The organism is Desulfomicrobium macestii, from assembly GCF_014873765.1.
In the GTDB taxonomy this organism is placed as follows: domain Bacteria; phylum Desulfobacterota; class Desulfovibrionia; order Desulfovibrionales; family Desulfomicrobiaceae; genus Desulfomicrobium; species Desulfomicrobium macestii.
Window position 1 is genome coordinate 53,132 of record NZ_JADBGG010000003.1, and the last position, 12,034, is coordinate 65,165.

Sequence of the window (12,034 nt, forward strand, 5' to 3'; positions counted from 1 at the left end):
GTGCTTTGCTGTCTTGAAACAGCACCAAAAGGATCAATCCCATGAAAGGAATCATTCTGGCCGGAGGCTCGGGCACACGCCTCTATCCCTTGACTCTCGGCACCAGCAAACAGCTTCTCCCCGTTTATGACAAACCCCTCATCTACTATCCCCTGTCCATTCTCATGCTGGCGGGGATAAGGGACATTCTCATCATCTCCACTCCCCAGGACCTGCCGCGCTTCAAGGACGTGCTCGGAGACGGCAGTGAACTTGGCCTTAAGTTCTCCTATATCGTGCAGCCCTCGCCCGACGGATTGGCCCAGGCCTTCATCCTCGGCGCGGACTTCATCGGTACGGACAGCGTCTGCCTCGTCCTGGGCGACAACATCATCTACGGCGAAGGCCTGTCCAAGGTTCTGAAAAGCTGCGCCAGACTCGACAAGGGCGGCATCGTCTTCGGCTATCCGGTCAAGGATCCGCAACGCTATGGAGTCGTGGAATTCAACTCCTCGGGCGAGGTGGTCAGCATCGAGGAAAAACCGCAAAAACCAAAATCGAAATACGTTATTCCGGGCATTTATTTCTATGACAACGAAGTCGTCGAAATCTCGAAAAACCTGCGCCCCTCCCCGCGCGGGGAGCTTGAGATCACCGATGTCAATCGCGAGTACCTGCGCCGCGGCAGCCTCAAGGTCGAACTGCTCGGCCGGGGATATGCCTGGCTCGACGCCGGAACCCACGAATCCCTGCAGCAGGCGGGCAGTTTTGTTCAGGCCATCCAGGACAGACAGGGTTTCAAGATCGCCTGCATCGAGGAAATCGCTTTTTCGAAAGGGTTCATTGATGCAGGCCAGCTCAAACTGCTGGCCGCTCGATTCAAAAAAAACGAGTACGGAAAATATCTCGATGAAATCGCTGATGAGCCTGTTTAAACTCATATAAATCAAAATGTTATCATACAAAGGAACACTTGGTGAAAACTTTGTTCCAAACATGTCCCCATGTTCCTTGTTTTTCAGGAAGCCCGAATCAGGCAACCTGAAAAACAATCAACCTGAAAATTACCAAACTATTAAATTACAAATATTTCAATATGTTGATTAAGAAACGCACATAATGTGCCCACTAATAATCCCAATAACCTAATCTTTTCTTTATTTAAGAGGCTCAAAAGACCTTGAAGACTGAACTCTTTTTCTCACGATTGAAGTCTGGGGCCTTCTCCAGTACAGAGAAAAACCGATCAAGAAGAATCAATTATTTTCAATAGCTATACAATAATTTCAAGGAAAGTGAGGTATCCATGGACGTTATGAAAATGCCGGCTGATCTGCCCGACGTAAATCTCAATTCCAACGCCGAGTTGGTGCTGAAAAAACGTTATCAGCGAAAGGGGCTGGATGGGACGCCCATCGAGACCGCCAAGGAAATGTTCTGGAGGGTGGCGGCAAGCATAGCATCCATGGAAAAGAACTACCCCTCTTCGCCGTTCAAGACCAAGGATCTGGCCCGCACATTCTATACGTTGATGACGCAGTACGATTTTCTGCCCAATTCCCCGACACTCATGAACGCCGGAACTGAACTGGGACAACTGGCGGCCTGCTTCGTTCTGCCTGTCGGGGACTCCATGGACGAGATTTTCGATGCGGTGAAACACGCGGCGCTGATCCACAAGTCCGGCGGCGGAACGGGTTTTTCCTTCACTCGCCTGCGCCCCAAGGACAGCCGGGTCGGTTCAACCGGCGGCGTTGCTTCCGGGCCCATCTCCTTTCTCAAGATTTTCAACACCGCGACCGAGCAGGTCAAACAGGGTGGAACCAGGCGCGGGGCCAATATGGGCATTCTGCGCGTCGACCATCCCGATATCCTGGAATTCATTCGGGCCAAGGAACGCGAGGGAGACCTCAACAATTTCAACCTGTCCGTGGCGTTGACCGAAAAATTCATGCAGGCCGTTGAAAACGATGAGGAATATCCCCTTATCGCCCCGCAATCGCAGGAGGTCATCGAAACGCTGAAGGCACGCGAAGTCTTCGAACTTCTGGTGCGCAAGGCCTGGGAGAGCGGAGATCCGGGGATCATCTTCATCGACCGCATCAACCGCGACAACCCCAACCCCGACCAGGGCGAGATCGAGAGCACCAATCCGTGCGGCGAGCAGCCCCTGCTGCCTTACGAAGCCTGCAACCTCGGCTCCATCAATCTGGCCCGGTTCGTGCTCGAAAAGGACGGCGGGATCGAGGTCGACTGGGACAGGTTGCGTGAAGTGGTGCACCTCAGCGTCCGTTTTCTGGACAACGTCATCGACGCTTCGGAATATCCGCTGGAACGCATCACGGAGACCGTGCGCAAGAACAGGAAGATCGGACTTGGCGTCATGGGCTGGGCAGATCTTCTGTACCAGCTGGGACTGCCCTACGACAGCCGCCGGGCCATCGTGCTCGCCGAGCAGATGATGGATTTCATCCAGAAGGAATCAAGGTCGGCGTCCAAGAAACTCGCCATGGAGCGCGGACCCTTTCCGTCCTACGAGACCTCCATCTACAAGGAACAGAATCTGGGGCCCTACCGCCACGCCACGACCACGACCATCGCCCCCACGGGCACCCTGTCCATCATCGCCGGATGCTCGTCCGGGGTGGAGCCTCTTTTTGCCCTGTGCTTCGTGCGCCAGGTCATGGACGGCGAAAAGCTGACCGAGGCCAACAGCTTCTTCGTCAAGGCCTTGCACGATCAGGGCTGTTATTCCGAAAAGCTCATGGCCGAGGTGATTGAAAAGGGCTCGGTCCGGAACATGGAATTTCTCCCCGAGGAACTGCGCAGTGTCTATGTCACCTCCATGGACATCGATCCGCAGTGGCATCTCAAGATGCAGGCGGCCTTCCAGAAGCATACCGACAATGCCGTATCCAAGACGGTCAACCTGCCCAATTCGGCCACCCAGGAAGACATCTACAAAATCTACTGGATGGCCTATGAAGAGGGCTGCAAAGGCGTCACGGTCTACCGCGACGGCTGCAAGAGCGTGCAGGTCCTGTGCACCGGAGAAGGCCAGAAGGATGAAAAGGGCGATGACCATTGCCGTCCCATGGACCGGCCCGACATCGTCTACGGATTCACGCAGAAGGTGCGCACCGGCCTTGGCGATCTTTACCTGACGGTCAACGAGGTCAACGGCAAGCCCTTCGAGGTTTTCACCACCATCGGCCGGTCGGGCAGATCCATCACGGCCAAGGCCGAAGCCATTGGACGGCTGGTTTCCCTGGCGCTGCGTTCCGGGGTGCATGTTCGTGAAATAGTCAAGCAGCTCAAGGGGATCGGCGGAGAGCATCCTGTTTTTCAGAAAAAGGGCATGCTTCTCTCCATTCCCGACGCCGTGTCCTGGGTGCTTGAAAACAAGTATCTGCAGGGAACGACACCGAGCAGTTCCTATAAATCCCTGTCCAAGACCGAGTGCCCGGAATGCACCACGGAGCTGGTCTTTCAGGAAGGGTGTTTTGTCTGTCCGTCCTGCGGCTTCACCAAGTGTGGATGATCGGACAGGATCATGGAGCAGTCTAACGGGATAGAGCAGTTTCTGCGCAGCATGATGGCCATTCTGGCCAGCAGGGCCATGAGCGCGGCGGAGAAGCTCCATTGCGGGGGCATGCTCATCCAGACGAGGATCAAGAGCCGCAACGCCTCGGTCATGTTGTTCGACGATGAAAAACGGGGACTCAAGGTCGTTGCGGCCAGCCGGAAGGAGATAGTGGGGCTGACTCAGCCCCTCTCTCCGGAAAGCATTTCCGGATATGTGTGTACGCACAAGGTTCCGCTTCTGATCGAGGATATCGAAACCGATCATCGTTTTTGCTGCCGTAACGGCAACTACAAGACCAAATCGCTCATTTCCGTGCCCCTGCTTTCCGATCAGGAACGGGTCATTGGGGTCATAAACGTTTCCGACAAGGAAGGCGGGGGGCCTTTCACCAAGTCCGATTTGTCCGCCCTCCTCGAATATGCGGCCTGGATCACTCCCCTGATCGAGAGCCTGGCCATGTTCGAAAGACTGGAGGCGGAAAAGGAGCGGTATCAGGAATTGGCGCAGGAGCTTGAGATCAAGCAAAAAGAGCTGATCATCGCCTCCACCGAGCGCTCCGAACTGGTGCAGATGGTGGTCCACGATTTTAAAAGCCCCCTTTCTGCCGTCATCTCCAACATGGATCTGTTGTCGTATCTCGGGCCCAGCGAATCCCAGAAACCGATCATCGAGACGGCCTTCAAGGGAGCGAGCAAGCTTCTGGAAATGATCGACGAATTTCTGCACATAGCGCGTGTCGATGAATGTCAGGAGCGTGGAGTCATCCCCTGTCCGGTCTCTTTTCTGCCCCTTGTGCATGAGCAGATTGAAGCTCTCATGCCCTTGGTCCGTGAAAAGAACATGACCATTGAAAATCAGTGCGAGCTTGATGTTCAGGTTCTGGGCGATCCCATGCTGCTTGGACATTTGGTTCAGAATCTGATTTCAAACGCCATAAAGTATACGCCCGTGAATGGGCGGATCAGGGTGGGGATGGGCGCCTGGGAATCGCGCAGAACGGCGGATCCCACGCATACGGTGCTCAAGTTCTGGGTCGAGGATGATGGCGAGGGGATCGAGGATCGCTACAAGGAATCCATTTTCGACAAGTTCGTGCGTACGGAAAAATCAGTTGAAAGCGGGATAAAGGGAACCGGTATCGGACTTTTCATCTGTCGCAAGATAGTGAACATGTTTCAAGGCAAGATCTGGGTGGAGGATGTCACTCCGCACGGCAGCAGATTTTGCGTCATTCTTTTCATCCCCGAGGAAAATTGAGATGGACAAAAATATCACCGTGATGGTGGTTGAAGATATCCTGTCTGCCAGGGAGACGGTCTTGAACCTTTTGCGGGCCCTTGGCTTCACTCATTTTCTGGAGGCGGAGAACGGCGAGGCGGCTCTTGAAAAAATCAAGGACGGCGTTCCCGGCCTGATCATTTCCGACTGGAACATGCCGAAGATGAACGGCCTGAGCCTGTTGCGCGCTGTGCGTTCAAGGCCGGAAACTCCCTACATTCCCTTCATATTTCTGACTTCCAAATCCGAGGTGGAGGACGTGGCTCTGGCCTCGGACGGCGGCGCTTCGGCCTATCTGGTCAAACCCTTGACCATCAAGGCTTTGTCCGAGGCCTTGAACACGGTTTTCGATGGGGGCTTTGAACAGGATTTTGAACTGCTCAAAGCGGAGATCCAGAATTTGTGCGCGGCAAAGGAACAGGCCAAGGCTCTCGATCTTTTGCGCCGCTTTGAATTGCTCTATCCTTCCCAGATGCAGAGGATACGACTTGCGCATGTGCGGGTGCTGACGGAATTTTCCGATTTTTCCAAGGCCGAGGAGATGCTCTGTGAAATACTGGCCGCGAACCCGCTTTTCGCCAGAGGCTGGGAAACCATGGCCAAGGTCCAGTGCTGGCAGGGAAAACCGGATCAGGCTTTGGCCGCCGTGGACAAGGCTGTCTCCATCAGTCCCAACAACACCGAATATTACATTCTGCGCGGCTCCATCAATCTGCACAAGGAAGATCTGTACGCGGCCCGGAATAATTTCATGACCGCTCTCAACATCGATCGCAAGAACGATCAGATCAAGCAGGACATCTGGAACGCCTATGTAGATCTGGATATGGTCGATGAAGTGCAGCGCGATTTCGGCTCGTATATTTTCTCTTCCCTGACCTGCGATACCCTGAACAACATGGCCGTGGCCTACCGGCGCAAGGGCGAACTGGCTCGGGCAATAGAAATCTACCGCGCGGCGCTGGCCAAGGAACCCGACAATCCCAAGATTCTCTTCAACGCCGCCGTGGCCTATGTGAACAGAAAACAATACGGCAAGGCCAAGTCGCTTTTGGCCCACGCCCTGGGCAATGATCCTGATTTTGAAAAAGCCAAGGCGCTCCTGAAGCAAATCAGCGCTCATGAGCACAAACACGACGAAGCCGAGAAATCCGGGGACGAAAAATGATCAGCATTTCCAAACTTTCCTACTCCTTCGGCAGGCAACTTGCGTTGAAGGACATAAATTTCTGCATGAAGCCCGGCGAGTTCGTCTTTCTTTGCGGTCCATCCGGCGCCGGGAAGACGACCTTCATGCGCATTCTGCACGGCGCGCTTCCGGTGCAACGCGGCAAGGCCGATGTGGCCGGCTATGATTTGAACACGTTGGCCGAGAGCCGCAAACATTTGCTCCGCCGCGACGTGAGCGTGGTCTTTCAGGATTTCAAGATCCTGACCAACCAGACCGTTTTCGCCAATGTGGCCCTGCCGTTGAAGGTACGCGGCATCGGGCAGCACATCATCGAGAAACGTGTCCGGGCGGTGCTCAGAAGCCTGCACCTCGATCACAAGACCGGGGCGCCCTGCGAGGAACTGTCCGGCGGCGAACAGCAGCGGGTGGCCGTGGCCCGGGCCGTGGTGGTCAAGCCCAAGCTGCTCCTTGCCGATGAGCCCACCGGGAACCTCGACCACGAACTGTCCATGCGCATGATGGATATTTTTCAACAATTTCATAAGTTTGGAACTTCAATCATGATAGCGACCCATAACCGTGAAATCATGGAACGCATGGCCGATGCGCGCATCGTGACTCTGGAGGACGGGGTCATGCGCGAAGGTTGCGCCCAGACCGGAGGGCGGCCATGAACGTATTTTTTCAACTCATCGGGCAAGGCGTGCGGGACCTGTTCCGGGCTCCGTGGTCCCTGTGCATGACCATTGCGGCCATCACCCTGGTATCCTTTCTGGGCGGGGCTTTTCTCATGCTTGTGCACAATCTCGATCTGCAGATCGGCAACAGGCAGGGCAATGTCCAGTTCCAGGTCTACTGGCAGGCCGATGTCGCTTCGGATCAATTGAAGGAGGTCTGGTCCGGACTGTCCTCCATGGAGGGTGTGGTCAACGTGCGCACTTTCACCCCGGATCAGGCTCTTGGCGTGCTTGAGGAGTCGTTCCAGAAAAATGTGGACCTGGATTGGATGAAAGGCAGAAGCCCCTTGCCGCCGACGGCTCTGGTCGAATGCGATCTGCCCGCCGAAGACGGAAAAAAATGGGCCGCAGGCATGGTCAGGCGTCTTGAAGGCTTGCCCAAGGTCGAGAAGGTGACCTTCAATCCCCTGCAGGTCGATCTGTTGACCTCTTGGGTCGGATTGACCAAGATGGCTTTCTGGCCGGTGACCGGATTTTTGCTTGTGGTTGTCGGCCTTGTGGTGGGCAACACCATAAAACTCGCTCTTCTGGCCCGGCGCGATGAATTGGAAATTCTGCGTTTTGTGGGCGCGAGCCGGGCATACATACAGTTCCCGCTGCTCGTGGGCGGAGCCTTTCAGGGACTTTTGGGCGCAGGCCTCGCCCTTGGCCTGCTAAAGCTTTTGCACCACGGCATCGAGGACATGTTCAATGTTCCTCCGCTGTGGATCACCATCTCCTTTCTGCCCCAGATACACAGCCTGGCCATTCTTGCCATTTTGGCGTCAGTTGGAGTTTTGAGCTCCCTGGTCGCTTTTCGCAATTAATCTACTCGAGGATATTTCAATGAATCGCAGCGATAAAATGATCAAAGGTTTGGAAAAGGCACCGCACCGCTCCCTGCTTTTTGCCCTGGGCATGACCCGCGAGGAGATGAGGCGCCCACTGATCGGCGTGGTCAATTCGGCCAATGAGATCGTGCCCGGACACATGCATCTTGATATCATCGCCCAGGCCGTCAAGGACGGTGTGCGCATGGCCGGAGGCACGCCCATGGAGTTTCCCACCATCGGCGTGTGCGACGGGCTGGCCATGAATCATGAAGGCATGAAGATGAGCCTGCCCAGCCGCGAACTCATCGCCGACTCCATCGAAATTTCCGCCACGGCCGTGCCTTTCGACGGGTTGGTTTTCATTCCGAATTGCGACAAGATCGTGCCCGGCATGCTCATGGCCATGCTGCGCCTCAACATCCCCTCGATCATGATCAGCGGCGGCCCCATGCTCCCGGGCAAGTTCGAGGGCCAAACCGTCGATCTGATCACGGTCTTCGAGGGCGTGGGCAAGGTCAAGAGCGGCAGCATGACCGAAGCGGAACTTGAGCGCATGGAGGAATGCGCCTGTCCCGGCTGCGGTTCCTGCGCGGGCATGTTCACGGCCAATTCCATGAATTGCCTGTCCGAGGCCCTTGGGTTGTCCCTGCCCGGCAACGGAACCATCCCCGCCCCGACCAGCGCGCGCATCCGTCTGGCCAAGGATGCGGGAATGCAGGTCATGAGCCTGGTCGAAAAGAACATTCGCCCGCGCGACATCGTCACCGAAAAGAGCGTGGCCAACGGCGTGACCGTGGACATGGCCCTTGGCTGCTCCACCAACACGGTCCTGCACCTGCCCGCGATTTTCCGCGAGGCCGAGCTCGATCTGACGCTGGACATTTTTGACAACATCAGCCGCAAGACCCCCAATCTTTGCAGGCTTTCCCCCGCCGGACCGCACCATATCGCCGACCTGCACGAGGCGGGCGGCATCCCGGCCGTCATGAACGAATTGGCGCAGAGCGGGCGCATCGATCTTGATGTCATGACCGTGACCGGCCGGACCCTGGGACAGAACATCGAGGCCCTGAAGCCGCGCATCCTGCGCCCGGAAGTCATCCGCACCGTGGCCGATCCGTATTCCCGTGAAGGCGGCATCGCCATCCTGAAGGGCAACCTGGCTCTGGACGGCGCGGTGGTCAAACAGTCCGCCGTGGCGCCTGAAATGATGCAGCGCACGGGCGTTGCCCGAGTCTTCGAGAGCGAGGAAGACGCCGTGAGCGCGATCATGGGCAACAGGATAAAGGCCGGCGACGTGGTCGTCATCCGTAATGAAGGCCCGGTGGGCGGCCCCGGCATGCGCGAGATGCTGACCCCGACCTCGGCCATCTCCGGTCTTGGCCTTGGCGGCGAAGTGGCGCTTTTGACGGACGGCCGTTTCAGCGGCGGAACGCGTGGGGCGGCCATCGGGCATATCAGTCCCGAAGCGGCCGAAGGCGGGATCATAGGGCTGGTCCAGGAAGGGGACCTGATCAGGATAGACATTCCTGCACGCAGCCTTGAGCTTCTGGTTGACGAGGCGGAACTTGAAAAGCGCCGCCAGAACTTCAAACCCTTTGTGAAGGAAATCCGTTCCTCCATTCTGCGTCGCTACAGCCGCATGGCTTCGTCCGCGGCCAAGGGAGCGGTGACCAAAATCTGATGCGTTGGAACCGGGAAAGCGCGGTCCGCTACGACAAATGGGCCGGAACCGTGCGGGGAAGCTTCGCCCTGCAGCAGGAAAAAAAACTGCTGCAGGGAGTCATAGCACCCTGGCCCAGACGCAAGCAGAAGCTCCTGGACATCGGCTGCGGAACGGGAATGTTTCTGGAGTTTTTCTGGTCCTGCGGGTTTGATCTGACGGGCATGGACAAAAGTCCGGACATGCTGGCCCGGGCCCGGGAAAAGATAGGCCATCGCGCCGATCTCCACCTTGGAAGCGCCGAGCATTTGCCCTTCGAGGATCGCGAGTTTGATTACGCCTCGCTCATGACCGTGTTCGAATTCCTGGAAGATCCGGCCCTGGCCCTGCGTGAAGCGGCGCGTGTGGCGCGTAAGGGCCTTTTGATCTGTTTTTTGAACCGGATGTCCCTGTACGGGCTATCCCTAAGGCTGGAAAAAAGAAAATCCCCGCTTGGCGAGGCGCGCTGGTTCACCTGGCCCGAAATGCGCGCGCTGATCCAGCAAAATCTATCCCCGGGCGGCATCGAAGCCAGGTCCATTCTTCTGGGCCCGCCCTGCACCTGGAATTCTGTTCCGGTCATCCGCTATCTGAACAGCACGCCCGCCTTTCCATGGATGGGAGCCTTCACGGCGGTGCGCGTCGATCTGACCGCCCCTCGCGCCCAGACTCCCCTCATGGCCTGGAATACCGAACCCACAACGTAATTGCCTATGCCTTTCCGTGCACGAGATTGCATATTTCTTCCAGGGCCTTGGCAGGATTTTCCTGCTGGAAGACGTTGCGTCCGATGCACATCCCGGCCACTCCGGCGTCCAGGCTTTCGCGCACCGAGCGCAGGAAGGATTTGAAATCGCCACTGCGCGGTCCGCCGCCCATGACCACGGGCACGGGACAGGCCGCTATGGCCCGGGCGAAGCTCTGGTTGTTCCCGCAATAAGGCACCTTGACCACGTCCGCGCCCAGTTCCGCGCCGATGCGGATGCTGTGCGCGACCAGGGACGGATCGTTCTCGTTTACGATCTGTCCGCCTCGGGCGTAGATCATGGCCAGCAGCGGCAGGCCGAGCTGGTGCGCCTCTTCAACGCAGGCGCCAAGATCCGAGAGCATGCGGTCTTCGAGGTCATTGCCGATATTTATGTGCATGGAGACCATGTCCGCGCCAAGCCGTAGCGCTTCCTGCACGGAACAGACCAGGGCCTTGTTGTACGAGGGCAGGCCGTGCCGGGTTCCGGCAGAGAGATGCACGATCAGGGACTGGTCCAGGCGGATTTCCCCGGCGTGGGCCATGACCATGCCCTTGTGCAGGATCACGCCCTGGGTGGGCAGATGCCGCACTTCGCGAAGCAGGCTGCCCAGATCTTCCAAACCCGGGATGTTTCCTTCGGAAATTCCATGATCCAGAGGCAGGATGATGGTTCGTTTGGATCCCGGATGAAAAAGACGGGCCGCCTTGCGCAGGTATCCGATCATGATGCTCTCCTGTTTTTGTTATCGATCCGACCACAGGCAACGATTGCCCTTGATCGTCAAAAAACCCAAGGGAAGTCCCTTGAAATAGAACGCGAGGCGCTTTCCCGGTCCGGCCCAGGACAGACTTTGCCCGGACAGGAGTTCCCGAATGGTGGATACCTGTTCAAGGACGAGGCTTTTTTCGTCCGGCCTCGGCGGAACGAACATGCGTAGCGTGGCGTCGGCCAGGATGGAATCCCCGGCGCTCTTGCCCACGGCGAAACCCTGCCAGCGCAGTTCCGCCGGAAGCTCTGCCGCCTGTTCCAAGATGAGATAGACCCGGCCGCCCACGCGCAGGAAACAGTGCTCCGGGAGCCAGCCCGTGTCCAGTCCGGTGCGGGACGAAAATTCGTGCCGTGAGACAAGCTCGCCGGGCAATTCCGCCTTGGTTGCGCGGACGCTCTTTTCCGCCTGGCCCGGCTTTTTCAGGGCGGCCAGGAAAAATCCCTGTGCAAGACTGCCCTCGCCGTCCACGAGCAGGCATCCCGGCAGGGATGGGGCAAACCTGAATCCGGGGAATTCCGCCAAGGGCTCGGTCACAAGACCCAGGTGCTCCGTGGCGAAACGGACCTGATCCTCGTTTTCACGCTCATTTGTGGTGCAGGTCGAATAAAGAAGTCGTCCTCCCGGGGCAAGAAGCCCGGCGGCTCTGGTCAGGAGTTCCCGTTGCAGGATTTCCAGCGGCGCGGTCTTCTCCCCCGCCCACATCTGGGCGGCCTTGGGGTTCTTGTCCACCGTGCCCCAACCGCTGCAGGGTGCGTCGAGCAGGATGCGCGGCCATGAGTCATCCTGAAGGGGCAGGGACTGGCCTTCATATTTGCAGGTGGCCACGTTGTAGCAGCCAAGATGGCGCATGTTCACGCGCAGGGTGGCCAGACGGTCCGGACTTGGCTCGTTGGCCAGCACCAGCCCCGTGGGCCCGACCAGGCTTGAGAGGATGCCGGTCTTGCTGCCGGGACTGGCGCAGAAGTCGAGCACGCGGTCCCCGGATTCGGGTGCCAGAGCCAGGGGCGGCAGCATGGAAGACTTGTCCTGGATGTAGATATAGCCGAACCTGGCCGCGATGCTCCGGCCAAGCGGCATGGGTTCGGCGGTGAGGGTCCGCGCCAGGGCGAAGCAGGGCTGCGGCTCGAAGCGAAAGCCTTCGGCGTGAAGCAGGGACTCCACATCGTTGATCTGGTCCTGCGCGCACACCAGCCTGAAAGAGCGAGTGGTATTTTTCATAGGGGGGTGGTTAAGGGCTTATTTGACAAGAGC

Annotated in this window: 10 protein-coding genes; 8 read left to right on the top strand and 2 right to left on the bottom strand. The window is 57.6% G+C overall.

What is annotated here, in order from left to right; genetic code table 11:
• Positions 1 to 41 precede the first annotated feature (41 nt).
• From rfbA to H4684_RS02710, 8 genes are all read left to right on the top strand, one after another.
• Positions 42 to 914: a glucose-1-phosphate thymidylyltransferase RfbA gene (gene rfbA, locus H4684_RS02675; RefSeq protein WP_192622735.1), complete on the top strand. Its 873-nt coding sequence runs from the start codon at positions 42 to 44 to the stop codon at positions 912 to 914.
• A 371-nt stretch (positions 915 to 1,285) separates the two neighbouring features.
• The gene (locus H4684_RS02680; RefSeq protein ID WP_192622736.1) at positions 1,286 to 3,520 is read left to right on the top strand and encodes a vitamin B12-dependent ribonucleotide reductase; all 2,235 of its coding nucleotides are present in this window, start codon (positions 1,286 to 1,288) and stop codon (positions 3,518 to 3,520) included.
• 12 nt (positions 3,521 to 3,532) lie between these two features.
• Entirely contained in the window at positions 3,533 to 4,822 is a 1,290-nt protein-coding gene (locus H4684_RS02685) for a GAF domain-containing sensor histidine kinase (protein ID WP_192622737.1), read from the top strand.
• A gap of 1 nt (position 4,823) precedes the next feature.
• Complete coding sequence (locus tag H4684_RS02690) at positions 4,824 to 6,011, top strand: response regulator (protein ID WP_192622738.1); 1,188 nt, start codon at positions 4,824 to 4,826, stop codon at positions 6,009 to 6,011.
• A complete protein-coding gene (locus H4684_RS02695; protein ID WP_192622739.1) occupies positions 6,008 to 6,688 on the top strand; it encodes a cell division ATP-binding protein FtsE in 681 nt (226 codons plus the stop codon). The genes H4684_RS02690 and H4684_RS02695 overlap by 4 nt, the downstream gene beginning before the upstream one ends.
• Positions 6,685 to 7,557, top strand: a complete 873-nt coding sequence (locus tag H4684_RS02700; protein WP_192622740.1) for a cell division protein FtsX — start codon at positions 6,685 to 6,687, stop codon at positions 7,555 to 7,557. The genes H4684_RS02695 and H4684_RS02700 overlap by 4 nt, the downstream gene beginning before the upstream one ends.
• A 19-nt stretch (positions 7,558 to 7,576) precedes the next feature.
• Positions 7,577 to 9,247: a dihydroxy-acid dehydratase gene (gene ilvD / locus H4684_RS02705; protein ID WP_092189842.1), complete on the top strand. Its 1,671-nt coding sequence runs from the start codon at positions 7,577 to 7,579 to the stop codon at positions 9,245 to 9,247.
• A complete protein-coding gene (locus H4684_RS02710; protein ID WP_192622741.1) occupies positions 9,247 to 9,972 on the top strand; it encodes a class I SAM-dependent methyltransferase in 726 nt (241 codons plus the stop codon). The genes ilvD and H4684_RS02710 overlap by 1 nt, the downstream gene beginning before the upstream one ends.
• A 4-nt stretch (positions 9,973 to 9,976) precedes the next feature.
• On the opposite strand, the gene H4684_RS02715 is transcribed toward H4684_RS02710, so the two are convergent.
• Both H4684_RS02715 and H4684_RS02720 read right to left on the bottom strand, forming a co-directional pair.
• Entirely contained in the window at positions 9,977 to 10,738 is a 762-nt protein-coding gene (locus H4684_RS02715) for a class I fructose-bisphosphate aldolase (protein ID WP_092189839.1), read from the bottom strand.
• 18 nt (positions 10,739 to 10,756) lie between these two features.
• Positions 10,757 to 12,001, bottom strand: coding sequence for an NOL1/NOP2/SUN domain family protein (locus tag H4684_RS02720; RefSeq protein WP_192622742.1), 1,245 nt, complete (start codon positions 11,999 to 12,001; stop codon positions 10,757 to 10,759).
• Positions 12,002 to 12,034 lie beyond the last annotated feature (33 nt).